Origin of the sequence: Agromyces sp. Marseille-P2726 (assembly GCF_902809835.1) — a bacterium.
Classification (GTDB): Bacteria; Actinomycetota; Actinomycetes; order Actinomycetales; family Microbacteriaceae; genus Agromyces.
The window spans coordinates 193260-218315 of sequence record NZ_CADDWM010000015.1 but is presented as its reverse complement, the minus strand read 5'-3'; the positions used below and the strand labels follow the sequence as shown (position 1 = coordinate 218315).

General features: G+C 68.9%; 20 protein-coding genes, 1 tRNA gene, 1 other RNA gene and 1 pseudogene. 12 read left to right on the top strand and 11 right to left on the bottom strand.

Annotated features, from left to right (window positions below; all coding sequences use genetic code 11):
- Positions 1 to 74 precede the first annotated feature (74 nt).
- Entirely contained in the window at positions 75 to 1448 is a 1374-nt protein-coding gene (gene lpdA, locus HUS56_RS13630; protein ID WP_173923970.1) for a dihydrolipoyl dehydrogenase, read from the top strand.
- A 66-nt stretch (positions 1449 to 1514) separates the two neighbouring features.
- Positions 1515 to 2971: pseudogene (gene sucB, locus HUS56_RS13625) on the top strand (2-oxoglutarate dehydrogenase, E2 component, dihydrolipoamide succinyltransferase).
- On the opposite strand, the gene HUS56_RS13620 reads toward sucB, so the two are convergent.
- The gene (locus HUS56_RS13620) at positions 2968 to 4527 is read right to left on the bottom strand and encodes a hypothetical protein (RefSeq protein ID WP_173923969.1); all 1560 of its coding nucleotides are present in this window, start codon (positions 4525 to 4527) and stop codon (positions 2968 to 2970) included. The pseudogene sucB and the gene HUS56_RS13620 sit on opposite strands and share 4 nt — an antisense overlap.
- 161 nt (positions 4528 to 4688) lie before the next feature.
- Here HUS56_RS13620 and HUS56_RS13615 point away from each other — a divergent pair, with 161 nt between their 5' ends.
- The gene (locus HUS56_RS13615; protein ID WP_173923968.1) at positions 4689 to 5402 is read left to right on the top strand and encodes a DUF4191 domain-containing protein; all 714 of its coding nucleotides are present in this window, start codon (positions 4689 to 4691) and stop codon (positions 5400 to 5402) included.
- Positions 5403 to 5417: 15 nt separating this feature from the next.
- On the opposite strand, the gene HUS56_RS13610 is transcribed toward HUS56_RS13615, so the two are convergent.
- Positions 5418 to 5852: an RDD family protein gene (locus HUS56_RS13610; RefSeq protein ID WP_173923967.1), complete on the bottom strand. Its 435-nt coding sequence runs from the start codon at positions 5850 to 5852 to the stop codon at positions 5418 to 5420.
- 139 nt (positions 5853 to 5991) lie between these two features.
- Between HUS56_RS13610 and glnA the strand changes: the two genes are divergently transcribed.
- Positions 5992 to 7416, top strand: a complete 1425-nt coding sequence (gene glnA, locus HUS56_RS13605; protein ID WP_173923966.1) for a type I glutamate--ammonia ligase — start codon at positions 5992 to 5994, stop codon at positions 7414 to 7416.
- Between the two features lie 127 nt (positions 7417 to 7543).
- Here the strand turns inward: glnA and HUS56_RS13600 are convergent, their stop codons facing one another.
- From HUS56_RS13600 to HUS56_RS13590, 3 genes are read right to left on the bottom strand one after another with little or no spacing between them, the layout of a single operon-like run.
- Positions 7544 to 8299: an alpha/beta fold hydrolase gene (locus tag HUS56_RS13600; RefSeq protein ID WP_173923965.1), complete on the bottom strand. Its 756-nt coding sequence runs from the start codon at positions 8297 to 8299 to the stop codon at positions 7544 to 7546.
- 25 nt (positions 8300 to 8324) lie between these two features.
- Positions 8325 to 11360: a bifunctional [glutamine synthetase] adenylyltransferase/[glutamine synthetase]-adenylyl-L-tyrosine phosphorylase gene (locus tag HUS56_RS13595; RefSeq protein ID WP_173923964.1), complete on the bottom strand. Its 3036-nt coding sequence runs from the start codon at positions 11358 to 11360 to the stop codon at positions 8325 to 8327.
- Between the two features lie 10 nt (positions 11361 to 11370).
- Positions 11371 to 12708, bottom strand: coding sequence for a glutamine synthetase family protein (locus HUS56_RS13590; RefSeq protein ID WP_173923963.1), 1338 nt, complete (start codon positions 12706 to 12708; stop codon positions 11371 to 11373).
- 86 nt (positions 12709 to 12794) lie between these two features.
- Here HUS56_RS13590 and panB point away from each other — a divergent pair, with 86 nt between their 5' ends.
- Positions 12795 to 13688 carry a 3-methyl-2-oxobutanoate hydroxymethyltransferase gene (gene panB, locus HUS56_RS13585; RefSeq protein ID WP_173923962.1) on the top strand — a complete coding sequence of 298 codons (894 nt, stop codon included), beginning with the start codon at positions 12795 to 12797 and terminating at the stop codon, positions 13686 to 13688.
- Positions 13689 to 13705: 17 nt separating this feature from the next.
- Here the strand turns inward: panB and HUS56_RS13580 are convergent, their stop codons facing one another.
- Entirely contained in the window at positions 13706 to 13891 is a 186-nt protein-coding gene (locus HUS56_RS13580) for an SPOR domain-containing protein (protein WP_173923961.1), read from the bottom strand.
- An 11-nt stretch (positions 13892 to 13902) separates the two neighbouring features.
- Here HUS56_RS13580 and map point away from each other — a divergent pair, with 11 nt between their 5' ends.
- Entirely contained in the window at positions 13903 to 14766 is an 864-nt protein-coding gene (gene map, locus HUS56_RS13575; protein WP_173923960.1) for a type I methionyl aminopeptidase, read from the top strand.
- Between the two features lie 34 nt (positions 14767 to 14800).
- Complete coding sequence (gene ppgK / locus HUS56_RS13570) at positions 14801 to 15553, top strand: polyphosphate--glucose phosphotransferase (RefSeq protein WP_173923959.1); 753 nt, start codon at positions 14801 to 14803, stop codon at positions 15551 to 15553.
- A 41-nt stretch (positions 15554 to 15594) separates the two neighbouring features.
- Here the strand turns inward: ppgK and rnpB are convergent.
- The 3 genes from rnpB to HUS56_RS13555 form a co-directional block, all read right to left on the bottom strand.
- Positions 15595 to 15968: RNase P RNA component class A (gene rnpB, locus HUS56_RS13565), an RNA gene on the bottom strand.
- A 53-nt stretch (positions 15969 to 16021) separates the two neighbouring features.
- Positions 16022 to 16759, bottom strand: coding sequence for a zinc ribbon domain-containing protein (locus HUS56_RS13560; protein ID WP_173923958.1), 738 nt, complete (start codon positions 16757 to 16759; stop codon positions 16022 to 16024).
- Between the two features lie 43 nt (positions 16760 to 16802).
- Positions 16803 to 17621: a Nif3-like dinuclear metal center hexameric protein gene (locus HUS56_RS13555; protein ID WP_254431462.1), complete on the bottom strand. Its 819-nt coding sequence runs from the start codon at positions 17619 to 17621 to the stop codon at positions 16803 to 16805.
- Positions 17622 to 17721: 100 nt separating this feature from the next.
- On the opposite strand from HUS56_RS13555, the gene HUS56_RS13550 reads away from it, so the two are divergent.
- Both HUS56_RS13550 and HUS56_RS13545 read left to right on the top strand, forming a co-directional pair.
- On the top strand, positions 17722 to 18897 hold the full coding sequence (locus tag HUS56_RS13550) for an FAD-binding domain (RefSeq protein ID WP_173923957.1): 1176 nt from the start codon (positions 17722 to 17724) through the stop codon (positions 18895 to 18897).
- A 3-nt stretch (positions 18898 to 18900) separates the two neighbouring features.
- Positions 18901 to 19518: a TetR/AcrR family transcriptional regulator gene (locus tag HUS56_RS13545; RefSeq protein ID WP_173923956.1), complete on the top strand. Its 618-nt coding sequence runs from the start codon at positions 18901 to 18903 to the stop codon at positions 19516 to 19518.
- A 15-nt stretch (positions 19519 to 19533) separates the two neighbouring features.
- Here the strand turns inward: HUS56_RS13545 and HUS56_RS13540 are convergent.
- Positions 19534 to 19606 (bottom strand) — tRNA-Val (locus HUS56_RS13540).
- A gap of 73 nt (positions 19607 to 19679) precedes the next feature.
- Here HUS56_RS13540 and HUS56_RS13535 point away from each other — a divergent pair.
- On the top strand, positions 19680 to 20378 hold the full coding sequence (locus HUS56_RS13535) for a hypothetical protein (RefSeq protein ID WP_254431461.1): 699 nt from the start codon (positions 19680 to 19682) through the stop codon (positions 20376 to 20378).
- A gap of 20 nt (positions 20379 to 20398) precedes the next feature.
- Here HUS56_RS13535 and HUS56_RS13530 read toward each other — a convergent pair whose 3' ends face one another.
- Positions 20399 to 20857 (bottom strand): peroxiredoxin, encoded by a 459-nt coding sequence (locus tag HUS56_RS13530; protein WP_305792493.1) that lies wholly within the window; start codon positions 20855 to 20857, stop codon positions 20399 to 20401.
- 167 nt (positions 20858 to 21024) lie between these two features.
- Here HUS56_RS13530 and aceE point away from each other — a divergent pair, with 167 nt between their 5' ends.
- A complete protein-coding gene (gene aceE / locus HUS56_RS13525) occupies positions 21025 to 23751 on the top strand; it encodes a pyruvate dehydrogenase (acetyl-transferring), homodimeric type (protein ID WP_173923955.1) in 2727 nt (908 codons plus the stop codon).
- 11 nt (positions 23752 to 23762) lie between these two features.
- On the top strand, positions 23763 to 24977 hold the full coding sequence (locus tag HUS56_RS13520; protein WP_173923954.1) for a CdaR family transcriptional regulator: 1215 nt from the start codon (positions 23763 to 23765) through the stop codon (positions 24975 to 24977).
- The last annotated feature ends 79 nt before the right edge of the window (positions 24978 to 25056 follow it).

Sequence of the window (25056 nt, the reverse complement as noted above, 5' to 3'; positions counted from 1 at the left end):
ACGGCGCCCGTGCACCCTGCCCAGCCACGACGCGGGCAGTCCGTGACGCAGACCTTGCGCGAGGGAGATCCCGGTTGTCCGAGCAGAACTTTGACATTGTCATCCTCGGTGGCGGTAGCGGGGGGTACGCGGCAGCGCTGCGTGCCGTCCAGCTCGGTTTCACCGTCGGGTTGGTCGAGAAGGACAAACTGGGCGGTACGTGCCTGCACCGCGGGTGCATCCCCACCAAGGCGCTGCTGCACGCCGCCGAGGTCGCCGACCAGTCCCGTGAGTCGTCGAAGTTCGGCGTTCGCTCGGCGTTCGAGGGCATCGACGTCGCCGGCGTCACCGCGTACCGCGAGAGCATCGTCGCAAGCAAGTTCAAGGGGCTGCAGGGCCTGGTCAAGGCGCGCGGCATCACGGTCATCGAAGGCGAGGGGCGACTGGTCGCCCCGAATGCCGTGCAGGTCGGCGACGACCGCCTGGTCGGCAAGAACGTCATCCTCGCAACGGGCTCGTACTCCCGCTCGCTTCCGGGTCTCGAGATCGGCGGTCGCGTCATCACCAGTGAGCAGGCGCTGGAGCTCGACTTCGTGCCGAACAAGGTCGCCGTCCTCGGCGGCGGCGTCATCGGGGTCGAGTTCGCGAGCGTGTGGAAGTCCTTCGGCGCCGACGTCACGATCATCGAGGCGCTCCCCCACCTCGTTCCCAACGAAGAGGAGTCGGTGTCGAAGCAGCTCGAGCGCGCGTTCCGCAAGCGCGGTATCGAGTACAAGCTCGGCGTGCGTTTCCAGGGCGTGACGCAGAACGACGAGGGTGTCGTGGTGACGCTCGAGAGCGGCGAGACCGTCGAAGCCGACTTGCTGCTCGTCGCGGTCGGGCGCGGCCCGGCGACACAGGGTCTCGGGTACGAGGAGGCGGGTGTCACCGTCGACCGCGGCTTCGTGATCACCGACGAACGCCTCGCCACGAACGTTCCCGGAATCTACGCGGTCGGTGACATCGTGCCGGGTCTGCAGCTCGCGCATCGCGGGTTCCAGCAGGGCATCTTCGTCGCCGAGGAGATCGCGGGCCTCAACCCGATCGTGGTCGACGACGTCAACATCCCGAAGGTCACCTACTGCGACCCCGAGATCGCATCGATCGGTTACACCGAGGCGCGCGCCGCGGAGAAGTACGGCGCCGACCAGGTCTTGGCGTACGACTACAACCTGGCGGGCAACGGCAAGAGCCACATCCTCGAGACCAGCGGATCCATCAAGGTCGTGCGTGTGAACGACGGGCCCGTCGTCGGCGTCCACATGATCGGTGCTCGCGTCGGCGAGCTCATCGGCGAGGCGCAGCTCGCGGTGAACTGGGAGGCCTACCCCGAGGACATCGCGCCGTTCATCCACGCGCACCCCACGCAGAACGAGGCGCTCGGCGAGGCGTTCCTGAAGCTCGCGGGCAAGCCGCTGCACGCGCTCTGACCCGGCGCCCTCGAACACGACTGCAATAAGGTAGAAAGCGTCAGACGCTGTGAAGGAGACAATCGAATGAGCGAATCCGTCAGCCTCCCCGCACTCGGTGAGAGTGTCACGGAGGGCACGGTCACCCGCTGGCTGAAGAACGTCGGCGACCGTGTGGAGGTCGACGAGCCGCTGCTCGAGGTGTCGACCGACAAGGTCGACACCGAGATCCCATCGCCGATCGCCGGCGTTGTCGAGGCCATCCTCGTCCAGGAGGACGAGACGGTCGAGGTCGGCACGGCCCTCGTCACCATCGGTGACGGCACCGGCGCCGCCCAGGCCGAAGCCGCTCCGGCGCCCGAGGCGGCAGCGCCCGCTGCCGAAGCAGCAGCCGCCGCTCCCGAAGCAGCACCCGCACCCCAGGCAGCGCCTGCGCCTGAAGCAGCGCCCGCGCCTGTGGCCTCTGCTGGGGGCGCCGGGGGGGGGCCCGGGGCCGCCAGCCCCTCCTTCTGGGGGGTGCGCCCGCCGCGGCGGGGGCGGGTGACACGGGCCGGGTCGACTCCCTGCTCGTTGGCGGGTTGGCGGACGATCGGGGTGACGTGGCCGCGGGGGCCGCCGCGGCGCCCTCAGGAGCGCACGCCGGCCCCAGCGGCTACGTCACGCCGATCGTCCGCAAGCTCGCCAACGAGCAGGGAGTCGACCTGGCCAGTGTCACCGGCACCGGCGTCGGCGGTCGCATCCGCAAGCAGGATGTGCTGTCGGCTCAGGCCGCACCTGCGGCACCTGCAGCAGAGGCCAAGCCGGCCCGCACGCCCCTCGAGACCTCGCCCCTGCGAGGAACGACGGTTCCGATGACGCGCCTGCGCAAGGTCGTCGCCGAACGGGCCGTCGTGTCGATGACCTCGACCGCACAGCTGACCACGGTCGTCGAGGTCGACGTCACCCGCGTAGCACGGCTGCGCGAACGCACGAAGGACGCGTTCCTCCAGAAGACGGGCAACAAGCTCTCCTTCCTGCCGTTCTTCGCCATGGCCGCTGCCGAAGCGCTGCGCGCCTACCCCATCATCAACGCCACCGTCGACGGGCAGGACATCGTCTATCCGGCATCCGAGAACCTGAGCATCGCGGTCGACACCGAGCGCGGGCTGCTGACTCCCGTGATCCGAGACGCCGGTGAACTCGACATCGCCGGCCTCGCGGCGCAGATCGCGGATCTCGCCGATCGCACGCGCAACAACCAGCTGAAGCCAGACGAACTGTCTGGCGGCACGTTCACGCTCACGAACACCGGTTCGCGCGGAGCGCTGTTCGACACTCCGGTCGTCTTCCTCCCGCAGTCGGCGATCCTCGGCACCGGCATCGTCGTGAAGCGTCCGGTCGTCGTCAAGCAGGACGGAGAGGACGCGATCGCCATCCGCTCGATGGTGTACCTCGCCCTCTCGTACGACCACCGCATCATCGACGGGGCCGACGCCGCCCGCTTCCTCACGGCGGTCAAGGAGCGCCTCGAGGAGGGCGACTTCGAGTCGCAGCTCGGCATCTAGTCGAACAGCTCACGCAGACGCCATCCGGCCTCCCCCCTCACCACGAGGAGGGAGGCCGGTTCGCGTTCCGCCACCGTGCGAGGGACCCGCAGGAGTACAGCCGCCCCCATCTCGGCTGCCACCTCGATGCTCGTGAGGTCGAACTCGGGCTCGAGCGCGACTGATCCATCGCGGGCGTCCTGGATCGACGCGCGATCGCGTGCCTCGATCGATGACCCTGCCTGCACCACGGACTGGAGGCAGGTGATGTCGAGGGTCGCGAAGCACACCTCCCGTTGCTCCAGAAGGCGACGCGCGGCGACGACCGGATCATCGGGTACCTCGACGGTCGGTTCGATCGACTCCGTCACCGCGGTCGGCCCAGACGTGTCGGGCGCCGACGGCTGCGACGCCTCGCCGGACGGAGTTGCAGCGGGTGCGGCGTCGGCCCCGGGAAGCCGTTCGACGCCCGCCGTGGCCGGCGGAACGAGGGTGAGCATGAGCACGAGTGCCCCGCCCCCGAGGAGTGTTCCGACCGCGGCAGCGCGGCCTCGCCGGCGGAGGAACCCGGTCATTCGCCGACGCAGCCCGGCGACGTGGTCAGCATCAGCGGCATCCGCCAGCCTGTCGGAGATCCCGTTCGGCAACTCGGCGAGTGCGAGGACCTGGCGGAGCCCAGCACGCCGCCCGCCGGCACCGACGGATGGCTGAGGGTCGGTGTCGGCCGGGGAACCGGCCTCGAAGTCGTGGGGTGCCGTGACCCGCGCCGGCAATCGTGGCGCAAGGGCTCGTGCGCTCATGCCGCCGACCGGCTCAGGTCGCGCCGCCGCGAAGAGCGCACGCTCCACCTCGATCTCGCACGGGACGAAGGGGCGCGCATCGAGTCGAGCTCGAAGGAGCGCGATGACGCCGTCGAGCGTGTTCGCCGGGCTGACGGATGCCGCCACGTGCTCGACGAGCTCAGCGAGCGCCTCGTGGGCCACCCGGTGCAGGACGACGCGCTCGGCTGCCTTTGCCGACGGCGGCATGCGCCGGAGCTCACCCAGCCCGATGAGTCGTGGTCGGCCCCGGTCGTCGAGGAAGATGTCGCTCGCGGCCAGCCGTGCGTGGGCGAAACCCTGCCGGGCGAGCTCGGCGACCGCCGCGATGATGGGTGCGAGGATCGTGACCGCTTCGCCCGGAGCGATCGTCCGTTCGACGAGGAGGCGGGAGAGCGAGGGTCCGCCGATGCGTTCCACGATGATGCAGCACCGCCCATCGGCGAGCGTCGCGACGTCGACGAGCCGTGGGAGCGTGCCCGTGGCATCGGTCGACATCGCCTCGACCTCGGTCGTGATGCTCGCCTCGTCGGCCTCCGGTCCGTAGATTCGCACCGCGACGATCGGCTGTGGGGGCGCCGATGCGCCGTCCGCTGATCCGGTTGCCGGATCGACATCGGCGACGGCGAGGTAGACGTCGGCGCGATCGCCGGTCGCGATCCTGCGGATGAGCCGGTAGCCGGCGAGCCGTCCCTCGAGCGGCGGGCGGGAGACCGGCTCGGAGCGCGGAGTGCGTGCTCGATTCCGGCTGGAAGTCATGGTTGGAGCTTTCCAATCCACCTGGATTGCCATCCCCCGGACGTGTGCTCGGTGGAAGTTGCGATTGGAAGCGCGCCCTGTCGAGGACGAGTCGGATCGCCGCCTCCGCCCTCGGTGAACGCGGTCGGAGGCGGGGTGGCCACGCCGGTATCCTTGAGTCCATGGCACGCACCAAGGACAAGTCGTCCTCCCCCAAGGAGCCCGGCCGCATCAAGCAGATGTGGCAGGTCTTCCAGATGACTCGCCGCTACGACCCGAGCTCGCAGTGGCTCATGCTCCTCGGTTTCCTCGCTCCGGTGCTCGTCGGCCTGGGGCTCGCCCTGTGGCTCGGCGATGGCAATGGCCTCACGATCGCCCTCTGGGTCATCGCGGGCGTGCTCGCCGGCATCCTCGTCGCGCTCGTCATCCTCGGCCGCCGAGCTGAACGGGCGGCCTACTCGCAGATCGACGGCCAGCCGGGCGCGGTGGGGGCCGTGCTCCGCAGCGGCCTGCGGGGCGGCTGGGTCGGCAACGAGATGCCCATCGCGGTGAACGGCAAGACTCAAGACGCCGTCTACCGCGCGGTCGGGCGTGGCGGTGTCGCCCTCATCAGCGAGGGTCCGGCCACGCGGACGAAGCGCATGCTCAACGACGAGCAGCGCAAGGTCGCCCGGGTGCTTCCCAACGTTCCGATCACGCTCATCACGGTGGGCCACGAAGAGGGCTCCGTCGAGCTGCACCGCCTTCCGGCGACGCTCCGCAAGACGAAGCGCACCCTCACCAAGCCCGAGGTGCTGGCCGTGTCGAACCGCCTGAACTCCCTGCAGACACCGCTGCCGATTCCGAAGGGCATCGACCCGCTGAAGGTTCGCCCGCAGCGGGGCAAGATGCGCTGACCTCAGCAGGAGCCCTCAGGAGCGCAGGAGCACGGTGCCGGCCGCCTTGTCGTGGAAGCCCCGCTGGTCGGCATCCCAGATGAGCGCTGGGATCACGATGACGAGCAGCAGCGTGCGCACGATGGGCCGCCAGGGGCCGACCCAGCCGCCCGTGATCGGCACCACCCGCAGCCCGAGCAGGCGATGGCCGATGCTGCCGCCGATCGTCGGGATGAAGAGCACCTGCATGAGCGCGAAGATGCCGAGCGTGATCCATGAGTAGACCGACGAGTCGTACGGTGCGAAGAGCATGGCGATGAGCATGGCTGCCGCCCAGTCGATCACGAGTGCCGCGATGCGGCGCCCCACACGGCCCACGGAACCCTGCCCGGCCTCGGGCAACCCGAGCCGATCCCCCGGCCACCGGTTGGGTCGGAGGCCGCCGGTGGTTTCGGGAGTCGCGTCAGGCACGCGTCGAGTCTACCGACGCGGACTGCACGTAACATGGCCGAAACATTGGCGTCACGGCCGGGAAATCGCGGCTCGCTAGCGTGCTAACCGCCGGCCGCGCCCGTCGGTCCGATCCCGCCCCCCTTGGAGATTCCGTTACATGTTCAGTGATTCGTCCGAAGTGCTCTCGTTCATCAAGGAGACCGATGTCAAGTTCCTCGACATCCGCTTCACCGACCTCCCGGGTGTGCAGCAGCACTTCAACATCCCGGCGTCGACTGTCGACGAGGAGTTCTTCACGGTCGGCCAGCTCTTCGACGGCTCGTCGATCCGCGGGTTCGCATCGATCCACGAATCCGACATGCAACTCATTCCGGATGTCGCCACGGCCTACGTCGACCCGTTCCGCGCCGAGCGCACGCTCGTGATGGTGTTCGACATCTACAACCCCCGCAATGGCGAGATCTACGGCAAGGACCCGCGCCAGGTCGCCAAGAAGGCCGAGAAGTACCTCGCCTCCACCGGTATCGCCGACACCGCGTACTTCGCCCCCGAGGCCGAGTTCTACATCTTCGACGACGTGCGCTACGAGGTGAAGCAGAACGCGAGCTTCTACGCGATCGACTCCAGCGAAGGCGCCTGGAACTCCGGCCGTGAGGAGGACGGCGGCAACCTCGCGAACAAGACCGCCTTCAAGGGCGGCTACTTCCCGGTCTCCCCCGTCGACCAGCACGCCGACCTGCGCGATGACATCGTCTTGAAGCTCATGGACGCGGGCCTCGAGGTGGAGCGCTCGCATCACGAGGTCGGCACCGCCGGGCAGGGCGAGATCAATTACAAGTTCGACACGATGGTGCACGCCGCCGACGACATCCTGAAGTTCAAGTACATCGTCAAGAACACGGCGAGCGAGTGGGGCAAGACGGCGACGTTCATGCCCAAGCCGCTGTTCGGCGACAACGGCTCCGGCATGCACACACACCAGTCGCTCTGGAACGAGGGCAAGCCCCTCTTCTACGACGAGGCCGGCTACGGCGGGCTCAGCGACATCGCGCGCTGGTACATCGGCGGCATCCTGAAGCACGCTCCGGCGATCCTCGCCTTCACCAACCCCACGGTGAACTCGTATCACCGCCTCGTGCCGGGCTTCGAGGCACCGGTGAATCTCGTCTACTCGGCCGGCAACCGCTCGGCGGCGATCCGAATCCCGATCACGGGAAACAACCCGAAGGCGAAGCGCATCGAGTTCCGTGCTCCGGATGCCTCGGGCAACCCCTACCTCGCCTTCGCCGCGCAGCTCATGGCCGGCATCGACGGCATCAAGAACCGCATCGAGCCGCACGAGCCGATCGACAAGGACCTCTACGAGCTTCCGCCCGAGGAAGCGAAGTCGATCCCCCAGGTGCCGGGTTCGCTCGACGCGGTGCTCGATGCGCTCGAGGCCGACCACGACTTCCTTCTCGAGGGCGGGGTGTTCACCAAGGAGCTCATCGAGACCTGGATCGACTACAAGCGCGAGAAGGAGCTGAAGCCCCTGGCGCAGCGCCCCCACCCGTTCGAGTACGAGCTGTACTACGGCGTGTAACCCAGTTCCGCGGTGCCGGACGAGAGGCGAGTATTCCTCGCGTTCAGCCTCGCGGCCGAGTAGCGTGAGCGCAACCCGCGACCGCAAGCCCTAGCTTCCAGGGACCTTGCGACCCGCGCCCGCGATCTCAGCCGCGCGGGTGCGACCGCCACCACGCTCGCAGGGACCTGGCGAGGCGGTCGGGCTCCACGCGGTGCGGTGGATCGAAGTGGTGACGTTCGTCGAACACCTCGACGGTGACGTCGGGAAGCCCCGATCGGCAGCGCGCCGCCATCTCGCCGAAGTACTCGGGATTGCTCCGGCTGCCGAGGGCGTAGTAGACCGGCACTCCCGAGCCGCCGAGGACGTCCAGTTCCGCATCCCCCTCGTCGAACGCACGAAGGATCGCCCGAATGCCTCCGGGCCGCTTCCGCATCCAGGCGGGAGGCGGTCCCGGGGGTGGGGCGGGTGGTTCGACGCCAGGCGCCAGCTGGAGGCGGGTGAACTCCGCGAGCATCTGATCAGGTGGCAAGGTGGCCGCACGGGCGAAGGCCTCCCGCACCCGTCGTTCACCGGGCCCAATTCCCGCGTTGCCGAGCCAGGCGGGCTCGAGCAGGGCGAGGCTCGAGACACGGTCGGGATGCCGCGTGGTGAACGCGAAGGCCACCGCGCCGCCGGCGGAGTACCCGACGAGATGGACGCGATCGTTCCCCCGTCGATCGATCACGTCGAGGACACCGGTGATCTCGGTCTCGAGCCCGTATCCGGGTGGCGGCTCATCGCCGGCGTACACCTCGAGCTCCTTGGCGATCGCATCGGCAGCTCCGCTCAAGGACTGGAGGAGGCCGGTGTACGCCTCCGTCGCCGGCAGGACGATGCCCGGAAGCAGGATGACGGTGTCCACGATTCGACCTCCTTCTCGCCTGACGTCAGCTGGTCGTCGGCTCGCGACGCGGCTCGACGCCGTAGAAGCCGCGCTCGAACACGGTGCGCGCCCGCCTGGTGACCTGCAGATAGTCGTCTTCGAGGCGCGTCGCCGATCCGGGCGGGTATCCCATGATGCGTGCGACGCCCTCGAGTTGGGAGCGCTCGACCGGCAGCACGTCGGTCGTGCGGTCGAGCCACAGCGTGAGTGCCGACCGTGCGCGCGACGCGAACACCCACGCTGCGCGCAGCGTCGCGGCATCCGTTCCCGAGATGTACCCGTGGTCGACGGCAGCCGCCAATGCCTCGAGCGTGGACGGCGTGCGCAGCGCCGGCTCGGCGGCGCCGTGCTCGAGCTGCACGAGCTGCACGAACCATTCGACATCCGACAACGAGCCCCGGCCGAGTTTGAGATGTCGCGTCGGATCGGCGCCCTGCGGCAACCGCTCGTTCTCGACGCGGGCCTTGATGCGCTTCACCTCGCGGATGTCCCGCTCCGAGATCTGATCGGGATAGCGCACCGCGTCGGCGAGTTCCATGAAGTCGCGCACGAGGGACTCGTCTCCGGCGACGGGCCGGGCCCGCAGCAACGCCTGAGCCTCCCACGTGAGGGCCCACCTGGCGTAGTAGGCGCGGTACGCCTCGAGCGACCGGGCGACCGGCCCGTTCCGACCCTCGGGTCGGAGGTCTGCGTCGAGTTCGAACGGCAGTCGTGTGTCGTCGCTCAGGCGCTTCAGCTCGGAAACGATGCGAAGGGCGCGTGCCTGGGCCTTCTCCGTGCCCTCGTCCACGGGACGGTAGACGTAGATGACGTCGGCGTCCGACGCGATGCCCAGCTCGCGACCGCCGAAGCGACCCATGCCGATGACGGCGAACTCGATCACGTCGGTTTCGTCACTTCGGATCGCGGCCAGCAGTCCCGCGATGTGGCTCTGCGCGACATCCGAGAGTCCGTGGCCGAGCTCCTCGGGACTGCAGACGTCGAGGATCGCCGAGAGCGCGAGCCGGAGCACCTCGCGGCGTCGGATGGCGCGGAACACGTTCGCTGCGGCATCAGCTGAGCCGTGGCGTCCGAGCACGGCCCGCTTCTCGTCGTCGAGGGCCTCGAGCGACCGCGGCCGCAACTCATCGAGGTCGCCGAGCCACGCGACTGCCTCGGGGATCCGCTCCAACAGCTCACCCACGAAGCGAGAGCCCGACAGCACGCGCGTCAACCGCAGTGCCGCATCCGACGAGTCGCGGAGCAGCCCGAGGTACCAGTGCGTCCCGCCGAGTGCATCGCTCACGCGCCGGAACGCGAGCAGGCCGTAATCGGGGTCGGCGCCATCCGCGAACCAGCCGATGAGCACGGGCATGAGGTGGCGCTGGATGGTGGCACGCCTCGACACCCCTGCCGTGAGGGCCGCGATGTGCGCGAGCGCGCCTCGGGGGTCGCGGAATCCGATCGCCGCGAGCCGCGCCTCCGCCTGCTCGCTCGTGAGTTCGAGGTCGCTGGCGGGCAGTGCGGCCACGGCGGAGAGCAGGGGCCGATAGAAGAGCCGTTCATGCAGGCCGCGGACTCGCTGCCTGGTCGACTGCCACAGGGCGGTGAGCTCGTCGGCGGTTCGGGCCAATCCCGATGAGCGGGCCAGCGTGCGCAGCTCGGCCTGCCCACCGGGCATGAGGTGCGTGCGCCGGAGCCGGTCGAGCTGCAGCCGATGCTCGAGCACGCGGAGGATCCGGTAGTCGCGCGCGAACTTCGCCGCTTCCTCGCGTCCCACGTATCCGTGCTCCGCCAGTGCCGCCAGCGCCGGAAGGGTGCCGGACTGCCGAATGGATGGATCGGTCGCGCCGTGCACGAGCTGGAGGAGCTGCACGGTGAACTCGATGTCGCGCAGTCCGCCGGGGCCGAGCTTCAGTTGCAGGTCGACCTCGCCGGCGGGGATGTGCTCGGTCACTCGCTCGCGCATGCGCTGCACCGATTCGACGAATCCGTCTCGACCCGAACTCGCCCACACCTTGGGGGCGATGCCCGCGACGTATCGCGTCCCGAGCTCGAGGTCTCCGGCGATCGGACGCGCCTTCAGCAGTGCCTGGAACTCCCAGCTCTTCGCCCACCGGTCGTAATACTGCAAATGCGATTCCAGCGTGCGGACGAGTGCCCCGTCCTTCCCCTCGGGCCGGAGGTTGGGATCGACCTCCCAGAGGGGCGGCTCGATCCCCGGCTCGGAGATCACGCGCATCGCGACGACGGCGAGCCGCGTCGCGATGTCGAGCGCACGTGGTGTCGACACCACGGCTTCATCGACCGATTCCGCCACGAAGATCACGTCGACGTCGCTGACGTAGTTGAGCTCGCGTGCACCCGCCTTGCCCATGCCGATGACGGCCAGGCGCGTCGCACGCACCTCGGCTTCGGGATACCGGCCCGGAGCCGCCCCCTCGTCCTCCTGACGCGAGACAATGCGTCGAGCGGCCTCGATCGCCGCATCGAGGGTGGCACCGGCCAGGTCGGCCAGGCCCAACGCGACGGTGTCGACGGCATCGATCGCGTCGGGCCGAGTGAGGTCGTACACGGCGATCGCGGCCAACAGCCGCCGATACCGGACGCGGATTGCGGCGGCGGCCGCCTCGGAGGAGTCGGCTCGGCTGCGATCGGGACGATCGAGATCGTCGAGGTCGTCGATCGCGGCCAGGAGCGCTGCGCGGGCGTCGTCGGTCGTGAGCGGCGGAGTCGGCACCTGCTGGAACATGGCGACCTCGGAGGGATGCCTCGCGAGGAAGTCGGCGAATCCGCGCGACGCCCCGAGCAGCAGCGCCATGCGCTCGGCGGAGGCCGGATGCGCCAGCACCGCGGCGGCCTCGAGCGGCGCGCGTTCTACGATCCGCCGAACCGCTGCCAGCGCTTCGTCGGGGTCGCCGGCCGAGGCGAACGCGGCGCGGAGCTGGTCTTCGTCGACACCGGTCTCTGCCGCGAGCGCCTCCAGTTCCTGTGCGGCACGCTCCAGGTTCGCGAACCCCGCGCGTGCGAGTCGTCCGAGGGACTGCGCCGGCCGTGACATCGGGATGCGGTCAGAGGATCTCGAGGTTGCGCTGCAGCTCGAACGGCGTCACCTGGGCGCGGTACTCGCGCCATTCGGCTCGCTTGTTCGCGAGCACGTAGTTGAACACCTGCTCGCCGAGCGTCTCGGCGACGAGCTCCGATTCCTCCATGAACTCGATGGCGTGGTCGAGGCTGGCCGGCAGCGGGCTGAAGCCGAGTGCGCGGCGTTCGCTGTCGGTCAGGGCCCAGACGTCATCTTCGGCCTCGGGCGGCAGTTCGTAGCCCTCCTGAACGCCCTTCATGCCGGCGGCGAGCAGGAGCGAGAAGGCGAGATACGGGTTCGCCGCCGAGTCGATGGCGCGGTACTCGACTCGTGCGCTCTGCCCCTTGTTGGGCTTGTACAGGGGAACGCGAACGAGCGCGGAGCGGTTGTTGTGGCCCCAGCAGATGAAGCTCGGCGCCTCGTCACCCCCCCAGAGGCGCTTGTACGAGTTCACGAACTGGTTCGTGACCGCCGAGATCTCGTTCGCGTGCCGAAGCAGGCCTGCGATGAATCGCCGGCCGATCTTCGACAGCTGGTACTGGGCGCCGGGCTCGTAGAACGCGTTGGTGTCACCCTCGAAGAGCGAGAGGTGCGTGTGCATGCCGCTGCCGGGATACTGCGAGAACGGCTTCGGCATGAATGTTGCGTAGACACCCTCCTCGATCGCCACCTCCTTCACCACGGTGCGGAAGGTCATGATGTTGTCGGCCGTCGTGAGCGCGTCGGCGTAGCGCAGGTCGATCTCGTTCTGGCCCGGACCTGCCTCGTGGTGGCTGAACTCGACCGAGATGCCGAGGTCTTCCAGCATTCGCACCGACCGGCGTCGGAAGTCGTGGGCCGTACCGCCCGGCACGTTGTCGAAGTAGCCCGCCGAGTCGACCGGAACAGGACCGTCTTCGCCGAACTTGGAGGACCGCAGCAGGTAGAACTCGATCTCGGGATGCGTGTAGAAGGTGAACCCCTGGTCGGCGGCTCGCGCGAGGGTTCGCTTCAGCACGTTGCGCGGGTCTGCCACGGCCGGCTCTCCGTCGGGAGTCGTGATGTCGCAGAACATGCGGCCCGTGGGATCGACGTCGCCGCGCCACGGAAGCGTCTGGAACGTGCCCGGGTCGGGGAACGCGAGCAGGTCGGACTCGTAGGTGCGGCTGAGTCCCTCGATCGCGGACCCGTCGAACCCGATGCCCTCGGTGAAGGCGCCCTCGACCTCGGCGGGAGCGATCGCCACCGACTTCAGGGTGCCGACGACATCGGTGAACCAGAGCCTGACGAACTTGACTCCTCGCTCCTCGATGGTCCGGAGAACGAAGTCGCGCTGCTTATCCATCCACACCCTCTCTCGCCCTCTCAGGGTAGCGGCTCGGGGGTGGCCGGGGCGCCGAGCCCGGATGCCGCGTGTGCCAGACTTGCGGCATGTCCGAGCATCCCGCCAACGACGCATCATCCACCCCCGCCTCCGCCTCCGCTGGCGAGACCAACCCCTTCGGCGGTTCATCCGCGACCGGCGGACCGAAGCGAGTCCGCACGCGCCACTTCCAGAACGCCAAGCGCGAAGGCATCAAGATCACCGGCCTCACGAGCTACGACATGCTGACCGCCCGCATCTTCGACGAGGCGGGCATCGACTTCCTCCTCGTCGGCGATTCCGCGGGCAACAACGTCTTCGGCCACGAGACGACGCTGCCGGTGACGATCGATGAGCTCATTCCGCTGACACGGGCGGTGGCCGGCGCGGTGACCCGCGCGTTCGTGATCGCAGACATGCCGTTCGGCTCATACGAGAACGGCCCCGAGGAGGCCCTGCACACGGCGGTCCGCTTCATGAAGGAGACCGGAGCGCACGCCGTCAAGCTCGAGGGCGGAGAACGCTCCCAGAAGCAGATCCGCCGAATCGTGCAGGCCGGCATCCCGGTCATGGGGCACATCGGCTTCACTCCCCAGAGCGAGCACGGCCTCGGTGGTCACGTCATCCAGGGTCGGGGCGCGGGCGTGGAGCAGCTCCTCGCCGACGCGAAGGCCGTGCAGGACGCTGGCGCGTTCGCGGTCGTCCTCGAAATGGTGCCCGCCGACGCGGCGAGGCAGGTGACCGAGCTCCTCGACATCCCGACCATCAGCGTCGGCGCGGGCCCGCACACCGACGGGCAGCTGCTCGTGTGGACGGACTGGGCGGGCCTCACCATCGGGCGGGTGCCGAAGTTCGTAAAGCAGTACGCCGACCTGGCCGGCACCCTCAGCGCTGCGGCGAAGCAATGGCGCACCGACGTGGAGTCGGGCAGCTACCCGAACGCCGAGCACAGCTACGAGTAGCGTCGCGAGCCGGCCGGCTACTGCTCGGCGGCGTCCTCCTCGGCCCACTTGGCGCTGTTCTCGCGCAGCACGTCGAGGGCCCGCTCGGCCTCGGCGCGCGTCTGGAACGGGCCGACCCGGTCGGGCGCCGGGGACACGAATCCCTGCTCCACCTCACCGGTGCGCATGTTGTACCAGAACTGGTGCTCCACATCCCTGGCCATAGGGTGATCCTATGCCCAAGGATGCCGCCGGCCACCTGATTCCCGGACGCCTGTCGCCGTCGCGCGCCGTGCCGGGTACCGTGCGCCGACCCGAGTACGTCGGTCGCCGGAAGCCCGCTCGGTACACCGGCGGCGACTGGTACACGCCCGACGAGGTCGAACGCGTCCGAGCAGCCGGGCGCATCGCGGCGCGGGCGATCGAGGCGGCGGCAGCGGCCATCCGACCCGGCGTCACGACCGACGAGCTCGACCGCATCGCCCACGAGTTCGTGGTCGCGCACGGCGCCTACCCCTCGACGCTCGGGTACCGCGGATACCCGAAGTCCTCGTGCACGTCGGTCAACGAGGTGATCTGCCACGGCATCCCCGACGACACGGTGCTCGAAGACGGCGACCTGGTGAACATCGACGTCACCGCGTACCTCGACGGGTACCACGGCGACCTGAATCAGACGTTCCTCGTGGGGCGCCCGTCCGAAGAGGCGGCGCTGCTCGTCGAGCGCACGCGGGAAGCGCTCGCCCGCGGCATCCGTGCGGTGGCCCCCGGCCGGCAGGTGAACGTCATCGGACGAGCGATCGAGGCCTACGCGAAGCGATTCGGGTACGGCGTCGTGCGCGAGTACACGGGTCACGGGGTGGGCCGCGCCTTCCACACGGGCCTCGTCATCCCCCATTACGACGCACCCGAATTCGACACCGTGATGGAGCCCGGCATGGTCTTCACGATCGAGCCCATGCTGACGCTCGGAGGCATCGAGTGGGACGTCTGGGAGGACGACTGGACCGTCATCACCCGCGATCGCTCGCTCACCGCGCAGTTCGAGCACACGATCGTCGTCACCGACCGCGAAGCCGAGATCCTGACGTTGCCCTGAAGGGCCGACCTTCCACGCGCGATAGTCTGGCGCCATGGCGACTGACCACGCGATCGGCATCGACATCGGAGGCACGGGCATCAAGGGGGCGGTCGTCGATCTGGGCACCGGCGAGCTCGTGTCAGACCGCCGCAAGATCGCCACACCGGCCGGAGGGCGGCCAGACGACATCCTCGAGGCGGCCCGGGAGCTCCTCGTCGAGATCGACGCCGCCGAGGGCGCGATCCTGCCCCTCGGCGTCTGTTTCCCGGCCGTCGTGAAGCACGGGCGTACCCTGTCGGCGGCGAACATCTCCGAGGAGTGGATCGGTCTCAACGCAGAGGAGCTGTTCGAACGCGAGCTCGGTCGCGAGATCCACTTCATCAACGACGCGGATGCCGCCGGCTACGCCGAGTCCCGTTACGGCGCCGCGGTTGACGCCGAGGGCCTGGTCATTCTCACGACGCTCGGCACCGGGATCGGATCCGCCCTCATCTACGACGGCGTGCTCGTGCCCAACACGGAACTCGGGCACTTGGAGCTCGACGGCCACGATGCCGAGACCCGAGCAGCCTTCTCGGCGATGGAGCGGGATTCGCTCAGCTGGGAGAAGTGGGCGAAACGGCTGCAGCGCTACTACTCGCACGTCGAGTTCCTCTTCTCGCCCGACCTGTTCGTGGTCGGCGGCGGCGTGTCGAAGCACCACCAGCAGTTCCTGCCCCTGCTCGACCTGAAGACGCCGATCGTGCCGGCGGTGCACCGCAACAACGCGGGCATCCTCGGCGCGGCCTCGCTCGCGGCACACTGAGCGGCCCGCCCACAGCGGCGGCGCGCGAAACGAGCACAGTGCGAGCGGGCCGGCTGATACGCCGGGTTCTGTTGACCGGGCGCTTTCGCGACACCGGCTGGACGGCCATCTCTCTCGGAGTCACGTCACCGTGACCCTCCAGCGGTCCACCCGGAAGCGGGACGGGCCGCCCCATAGCTTCCTGTCTGACCTTGCTCCGGACGAGGTTTGCCGAGCCGACCGCGTCACCGCGGCCGCTGGTGGGCTCTTACCCCACCGTTTCACCCTTACCGCAGGCGAGCCTACGGCGGTCTGCTTTCTGTGGCACTGTCTCGCGGGTTACCCCGGGTGGGCGTTACCCACCGTCCTGCCCTGCGGAGCCCGGACGTTCCTCGGCATCCGATCACTCGGACGACGCGACCGTCTTGCCGACCCACTCGCCCCTCAAGACTACCGGCCCGGCCTGAACCCCGGCTGATCGGGTCGGAGTCAGAGCCCCGACTCGTCGGTTCGGACCAGGATCCGGTCGCATTCGGGACACTGGAGCACCTCGTCGGGTGCCGCCTGGCGCACGCGTTCGAGGTCGGACCCGGTGAGGGTGATCGTGCATCCGCCGCAGGTGCGCTGGCGAAGCAGCGCGGCGCCGACGCCGCCACCACGGGCGCGTCGCTGCTCGTACAGCTCGAGGAGGTCTGCGGGCACCCCGGCTTCGACGGCGGCCCGGTCCTTCTCGGCCGCCTTGCGCTCGGCGGCGATCTCGGCCGCCGCCTCGCGGCGCTGCACCTCGAGCGTCGCGATCTCGGCGGCGATCGACTCGCGTTCGGCGTCGACGGCCGCGAGCGCGAACTCGGTCGCTTCCACTCGCTCCATGACGGCGAGCTCCTGGTCCTCGAGGTCGGAGAGGCGCTTCGCGAGGGCGGTGAGTTCGGCTTCGAGCGCGGCGACATCCTTCGTGGAGGAGGTGTGCTGGAGCCGGTCGCGATCGCGGGCGATTCGCGCCTCGACGACGGCGACGTCGGACTCCAGACGGGCGAGCTCGGCGCGCGCATCCTCGAGCGCGCCGATCGCCTCGGCCCGGGTGCCGCGCACCCTGGTTTCGCTTCGAACCAGTTCGGCGAGCGGCACGGCCTGCGGAAGCGATCCGAGACGGTGGTCGAGTTGCTGCATGCGGGTGTCGAGCGATTGCAGTCGCAGCAACTCGTGCTGCTCGGCGGGGCTGGCCTTCACGTGATGCTCCTCGTCGGCGTCGGCGTGGGGGTGGAACGGGTCATCATTGCACGACCTGGAAGTCCCAGGGGTCGGTGCGGAGCTCGCTGACCTGCACGTCGAGCTCGGGGTGTGCTGCGCGAAGCTCGGATGCCGCGGCATCGAGCCAGAGCCACTCACTCGCCCAGTGCGATACGTCGATGAGCGCCGGCCCGCGACCGACGAGCGCCTGCTCGCGCGCCTCGGATGCCGGGTGGTGCCGGAGGTCCGCGGTGATATACACATCTGCAGACTGCACGGCGGGATGGCCGAGCAGGGAATCACCGGCGCCGCCGCACAGTGCGACGGTCTCGACGCGGTCATCGTAGCCGCCTGCGGCGCGGACGCCCGTGGCGGTCGGCGGGAGGATCTCCGCGAGTCGTCGCGCCAGCCGCCCGAGCGTCGTCGGTTCGGGCAGGCGCCCCACGCGTCCGAGTCCGAGTGCGGAGTCGGCCCCGGGAACGATCGGTCGGATGTCGCGCAGACCCAGGGCCTGCGCGAGCACCGCTGACGTGCCGCTCTCGACGACGTCGGCGTTGGTATGCGCCGCGATGAGCGCGCAGTCGGCGCGGATGAGCCGGGCCAGCAGCGACCCCTTGTACCGGTCTTCGGCGATGCTGGTCACGCCGCGCAGGAGGAGCGGATGGTGGGCGAGCAGCAGGTCGGCATCGAGCTCGATCGCCTCGTCGACCGTCGTGCGGACCGCGTCGACGACGAGCAGCACACGCTGGACCGAGGCACCCGGGTCACCGGTGACGAGACCGGGCGCGTCCCACGGCTCGGCGCCCTCGAGCGGCCAGAGTCGATCGATCGTCCTCATGATCTCGGCGAGCGTGGCGGGCACGGCCCCAGCCTATCGTCGCGGCATCCCGAAGCTTGCTCGTCACCATCCGGCGTGCAACGATGAGACCAGTGGTCGAACCACCGGTCTAGAGGTGAGTCACATGAGAGTGCTGATCGTGGGCGCGGGCATCGCCGGACCCACACTCGCGTTCTGGCTGCGGCGCTTCGGGCATGAACCGACGCTGATCGAGAAGGCGCCGCAACTGCGGGCCGGCGGTTACCTGGTGGACTTCTGGGGTTCCGGGTTCGAGGTCGCCGAACGCATGGGCATCGTCCCTCAGCTCTTCGATCGGGGATATCTCGTGCGCGAGGTCCGGGAAGTGAGCGAACACGGACGACGGGTCGCCCACTTCGACCCGCGGCGTGTGATCGGCAACGCCGAGGGGCGGTACGTCAGCATCGTCCGCTCCGACCTGGCGTCCGCGATCTACGAGTCCATGGAAAGTGTCGAGACCATCTTCGGCGAGACGGTGACAGCGCTCGGCGACGACGGGGAACGAGTCCACGTCGAGTTCGCCAGCGGCGCTGCCCGGGACTTCGATCTGGTCGTGGGCGCTGACGGCCTTCACTCTGAGGTGCGGAGGCTGGCATTCGGCCCCGAGGCTGCATTCGAGCGGTACCTGGGCATCACCGTCGCGGTCTTCGATGTGGCGGGCTATCGTCCGAGGGAGGAGCTGGTTGCGGTGAGCAACACCCGTGTCGGGATGCAGATGCTCCGCCTTTCGCTCCGCGACGACACGACGATGTTCGTGTTCACCTTCCGGCACGACGGCGCGGTGCCGTCCGATGATGTCCCGGCACAACAGGAGCTGCTCCGCCGGCGTCTGCACGGCCTGGGCGGCGAGATCCCCGCCATCCTCGAGCGGATGCCCGAGGCTCGAACGTTCTACCTCGACCGCGCGAGCCAGATTCGGATGCCGTCGTGGTCGCGAGGTCGGGTGGGGCTGGTCGGGGATGCGGCGGCATGTCCATCGCTCCTCGCAGGCCAGGGATCCGCGCTCGCGATGGTGGAGTCGTACATCCTCGCGGCCGGGTTGGGGCGTTCGGACGACCACCGGGCGGCATTCGCGGCGTACGAGCGCCAGCTCGGGCCCCTGGTCGAAGCGAAGCAGGACGCGGCCATCGGGCTCGGAGCCGCCTTCGCTCCGAGGAATCGCCTGCAGCTGATCCTGCGGAACACCGTGATGGGCCTGATGTCGCTGCGCCCCGTCGCGAACCTGGTGATGGGGCGAAGCCTGCGCGACCCGATCACCCTTCCGCCGGCCCCGATCGGTTGACGTATGGTTCGCCCTCGGTTCCATGCCCTTCCCGACGAGCGCCGAACGGCGATCCTGGATGCTGCATTCGTCGAATTCGCCGCACACGGCTTCGCGGCGGCCTCGCTGAACCGCATCATCGACGCGGCGGCCATCTCCAAGGGGTCGATGTACTACTACTTCGACGGGAAGGATGATCTCTACGCGCACGTGATCCGCACGTACCTCGAGCAGATGATCATCCGCTCCGGGCCGTTCCCGGTTCCGCCGGCGACCGACCGCGAGGCGTTCTGGACGACGATCGAGGATCACTGCCGACGACTCGCGCGCGCGCTCGCCGCTTCCCCCCAGCTGGCGAACCTGCTGCGCGACTGGCTCTCCGCGGCGGGGACGCCGACGATGGAAGCGGCACGGCGCGACGCCGAGCGTGAGGCATCGCCCTGGCTGGCACGGGCGCTGGCCGCCGGGCAGTCGGGGGGCGCCGTGCGCACCGACGTTCCCGACGACCTGCTGATGGCGGTCGTCGGCGCGCTCGGACACCTGATGGATCTGTGGTTGATCACGCGACCGAACGATCCGGTCGGTCACGACGACCCGGTCCACGTGTTCGTCGACCTGATGCGCCGCGCCCTCGCGCCGTGACGAGCGAGCGAGGAGTGGGCCCTGCCGGGCTCGAACCGACGACATCCACGGTGTAAACGTGGCGCTCTACCAACTGAGCTAAAGGCCCCTGCGCTCGACAGCTGGAAAGGGCTCCGCGCGGCGCACGCCCATGCTATCGGAGTGTCCATAGACTCACGCCCATGGAGGTGGTGTCGCGGCATCCGAGTCGCACGGCGCAGCCCGAGTACCGGTGGCCTGCCGTCGTCGCCCTCCTCGCCGCCCTCGCGCTCTACGCGTTCCTGCCGAACGAGCTCGTCGGCGGCCAGCGCTTCGTCGTGGTGGCGGCGGGCGCGGCGCTGCTGATCTCGCTCTCGGTCGTGAACCCGCACCGGCTGAGGCGCCAGACGAAGTGGTCGCGCATGCTCTCTGTCGGCTTCGCGCTCGTGCTGGTGCTCGTCAACCAGATCACCCTCGTCATCCTCGTGGTCAAGCTCGTCGCCGGACGCCAGGATGCGCCCGGACTCCTGCTGGCCGCGCTCCAGGTCTGGGTCGCGAACGTCATCGGCTTCGCGCTGCTCTACTGGGAGCTGGATCGCGGCGGACCGGTCGTGCGCACGAGCTGGGCCCGCACCGAGCTGCCGCCGGCAGACCTGCGTTTCTCCCAGGATGAGGATGCCGACACGATCGAAGAGGTCGCAAAGGGTTCGGCGGAGCGCATGGACTGGACGCCGCAGTTCATCGACTACCTCTACACCTCGCTGTCGAACTCCATGGCGTTCAGCGCGAGCGATGCGATGCCGCTGCGGCACCGGATGAAGGTGCTCATGGGCCTGCAGGCCTTCGGCGGGTTCGTCATCCTCGCGCTCGTGATCGCCCGCTCGGTGGGCATCCTCGACTGAGCCCGTGCCGAGGCATCCGCTCAGGTCGCGGCCAGCGCCTCGCGGTACTGATCGAGCGACCGCGGTTCGCCCGGTCCGGTGGCGAAGCTCGCGCGCACGAGACCGTCGCGCACGACGAAGGTCGCGCGGCCGGCGTAGCCGCGCTCGGGCAGGAACGCGCCGTACGCCATGGCGACGTCGCCGTGCGGCCAGAAGTCGGAGAGCAACGGGAAGCCGAAGCCCTGCTCCTCGGCCCAGGCGCGGAGCGCGTGCTTCGAGTCCACCGAGATGGCCACGACCTGCGACCCCGCCGCGGCGAACAGGCCCGGGTTGTCCTGCAGCTCGCGCAGCTCGCCCTGGCACACGCGCGAGAAGGCGAGCGGGAAGAACACGATGGTCACGGATGCCGCGCCGCGGAAGCCGCCCAGAGAGACGGGCTGCCCGTGCTGGTTCGACAGGGAGAACTCGGGCGCCGGCGCGCCGGGTGCGAGGATGGTCATGAGTCGCCTTCCGCAGGAATTCCGCCCGGGGCGAGCAACCAGCCTAGCCCCGACGCCGAAGGCATAGACTCACTAGGATGGCGTGGTGCCACCCGGCCGCGACCCGGTTCTCGCTGTGCGCACGCCCCAACACCGCAGACATGATCTGTTGAAGAAAGAGGTCGAGTGTGACTGTCAACGACCAGGACCCCTACTCGGTCGAGGCGATGGACGCGGATCCCGAGGAGACCGCCGAATGGGCCGAGTCGCTCGACGCACTCATCGCCGCGAAGGGTCACCAGCGAGGTCGCGAGATCATGCTCAGCCTGCTGAAGCGCTCGAAGGAGCTCCACCTCGGCGTGCCGATGGTGCCCACGACCGACTACCTGAACACGATCGCTCCCGAGAACGAGCCCGAGTTCCCCGGTGACGAGGAGCTCGAGCGTCGGTATCGCGCCTGGATCCGCTGGAACGCCGCCGTCCTGGTGCACCGAGCGCAGCGACCGGGCATCGCGGTCGGCGGTCACATCTCGACGTACGCGTCATCCGCTTCGCTCTACGAGGTGGGGTTCAACCACTTCTTCCGCGGCCAGGATCACCCCGGCGGCGGCGACCAGATCTTCTTCCAGGGCCACGCCTCCCCCGGCATGTACGCGCGCGCCTTCCTCGAAGGACGGCTGAACGCCGGCCAGCTCGACGGCTTCCGCCAAGAGAAGTCGCACGCCCCCGACGGCCTGTCGTCGTACCCGCACCCGCGCCTGATGCCCGAGTTCTGGCAGTTCCCGACGGTCTCGATGGGTCTCGGTCCGATCAACGCGATCTGGCAGGCGCAGGCCAACAAGTACCTGACGAATCGAGGCATCAAGGATGCCTCGGACCAGCACGTCTGGGCGTTCCTGGGCGACGGCGAGATGGACGAGGTCGAGAGCCGCGGACAGCTGCAGATCGCATCGAACGAGGGCCTCGACAACCTCACCTTCGTGATCAACTGCAACCTCCAGCGGCTCGACGGCCCGGTGCGCGGCAACGGAAAGATCATCCAGGAGCTCGAGAGCTTCTTCCGCGGCGCCGGCTGGAACGTGATCAAGGTCGTGTGGGGTCGCGAGTGGGACGATCTGCTCGCCCGCGATCACGACGGCGCCCTGCGCAATCTCATGAACGTCACGCCCGACGGCGACTACCAGACCTACAAGGCGGAGTCGGGGGCGTACGTCCGCGAGAACTTCTTCGGTCGCGACCCCCGCGCCCTCGAGCTCGTGAAGGACCTGACCGACGACCAGGTCTGGGGTCTGAAGCGCGGCGGCCACGACTACCGCAAGGTGTACGCGGCGTTCAAGGCGGCCATGGAGCACAAGGGCCAGCCGACCGTCATCCTCGCGAAGACCATCAAGGGCTATGGTCTCGGTCCGAGCTTCGAGGGACGCAACGCGACCCACCAGATGAAGAAGATGACGCTCGACAACCTCAAGACGTTCCGCGACACCATGCGCATCCCCATCACCGATGCACAGCTCGAGGAGAACCCGTACCTGCCGCCGTACTACCACCCGGGCGACCAGGACGAGGCGATCCAGTACATCCACGAACGCCGTCGACAGCTCGGCGGCTACCTGCCGGAGCGGCGCACGGCCCACACGGCGATCACGCTGCCCGACGACTCCGCCTACGCCATCGCGAAGAAGGGCTCGGGCACCCAGGAGATCGCGACGACCATGGCGTTCGTCCGGATCCTGAAGGACCTCATGCGGGCCAAGGACTTCGGCAACCGCATCGTGCCGATCATTCCCGACGAGGCCCGCACCTTCGGCATGGACGCGTTCTTCCCGAACGCGAAGATCTACAACCCGAACGGCCAGCACTACACGTCGGTCGACCGCGAGCTGCTGCTCGCGTACAAAGAGAGTCCACAGGGTCAGATCCTGCACGTCGGCATCAACGAGGCGGGGGCCCTGGCGGCGTTCACCGCGATCGGCTCGTCGTACTCCACCGAGGGCGAACCGCTGATCCCGATCTACGTCTTCTACTCGATGTTCGGCTTCCAGCGCACGGGCGACGCCCTGTGGGCGGCCGGCGACCAGATGGCGCGCGGATTCCTCATCGGCGCCACCGCGGGTCGCACCACGCTCACCGGCGAGGGGCTGCAGCACGCCGACGGACACTCGCTGCTGCTGGCCTCCTCGAACCCCGCGGTGGTGTCGTACGACCCCGCCTACGGCTACGAGATCGGCCACATCGTCCGCTCGGGCCTCGAGCGCATGTACGGCGGCACCGACCCCGATCCGAACGTCATGTACTACCTCACGGTCTACAACGAGCCGATCGTGCAGCCTGCCGAACCCGAGGGCACCGATGTCGAGGGCATCGTGCGCGGCATCCACCGCCTCTCCGAGGGCACGGCGCAGGGCCCGAAGGCTCAGCTGCTCGCGTCGGGCGTGGCCGTGCCGTGGATCATCGAGGCGCAGCAGCTGCTCGCGCAGGACTGGGGCGTGTCGGCCGACGTCTGGTCGGTGACGAGCTGGACCGAACTGCGCCGCGACGGCCTCGCCGCCGACGAGCACAACTTCCTGAACCCCGAGGCCGAGCCGCGCACTTCCTACTTGACGCAGAAGCTCTCAGGTGCGGCGGGCCCGTTCGTCGCCGTCTCCGACTACATGCATGCGGTGCCCGATCAGATCCGGCCCTACGTGCCCGGCGACTACGCGACCCTCGGCGCCGATGACTTCGGTTTCTCCGACACACGTCCGGCCGCCCGTCGCTACTTCAAGATCGACGGACCGTCGGTCGTGGTTCGTACGCTCGAACTCCTCGCCAAGCGCGGCGAGATCGATCGCTCGGTTCCCGCACAGGCCATCGAGAAGTACCGGCTCCACGATGTGAACGCGGGCACGACCGGAACGGCCGGCGGCGAGAGCTAGCGGGCGACCAGGTGGCGACGAAGCCCAGGACGAAGGCCGAGACCCTCGCGTGGTTGCGCACCATCGCGGGAGAACTCTCGACCCAGACGCTGAAGCGCCTCGAGGACACCCTCCCCTGGTACGGCGACATGCCTCCCAGCCGCCGATCCGCCGTCGGGCTGGTCGCGCAGGCGGGCATCTCCTCCTTCATCGCCTGGTACGACGATCCGCGGTCGACGCCGTGGATCGCCGCCGACGTCTTCGGCGCGGCGCCCCGTGAACTCCTCCGCTCGGTGAGCCTGCAGCAGACGCTGCAGCTCATCCGGGTCACGGTGGAGGTGGTCGAGGAACGCGTCAAGAACGGTGGCGGCGAAGAGTTGCGCGAGGCGATCCTGCTCTACTCCCGCGAGATCGCGTTCGCCGCGGCCGACGTCTATGCTCGCGCCGCGGAGGCGCGCGGACTCTGGGATGCCCGCCTCGAGGCGCTCGTCGTCGATTCCATCCTCTCGGGCGAGTACGACGACGAGCTCCCGAGCCGCATCGCGGCCCTCGGCTGGCACGGCCACGGTGAGGTCGCCGTGCTCGTCGGCACTGCCCCGAAGCAGCTCGACGTCGACCAGGTGCGCCGCGCGGCCCGCCACATGCAGGCCGATGTCCTCATCGGGGTGCAGGGCAACCGACTCGTACTCGTCATCGGGCGCTCCGACCCGCTCGGCCCCGATGCCGAGGAATCGATCGGCACCGCTCCCGCGCTGAGTTTCATGGAGATCGCAACCCAGCTGGAGCCGCACTTCGGTTCCGGACACCTCGTGCTCGGCCACGAAGTGCCGAACCTCGTCGACGCGTCGAAGAGCGCCAAGGCCGCGCTCGCCGGGTTCGCCGTCGCCAACTCCTGGCGGCACGCCCCGCGCCCCGTGCACGCCGACGATCTCCTGCCCGAGCGCGCGCTCGCCGGCGATCCGCTCGCGCGCGCCACGCTCGTGCACCGCATCTACCGCCCGCTGCAGGCGCACTCCACCGAGCTCCTGACGACGCTGTGGAGCTACCTCGACAACGGACGCTCCCTCGAGGCGACGGCACGCGAGCTGTTCGTGCACCCCAACACGGTCCGGTACCGATTGAAGCGGGTCTCCGACGTCATCGGCTGGGACGCGACCGGGGCACGTGAGGCGCTCATCCTCCAAGCAGCGCTCATCATCGGGTCGATGAGCGACCACGAGCACCAGCCTCGGCGCCGGCCGAGCTGAGACACCGTCACCACCGACCGGAGACTCATGTCGGCCACGCACAATGCTTTCGACGAGAGCTTGTCGAAACGACACACTC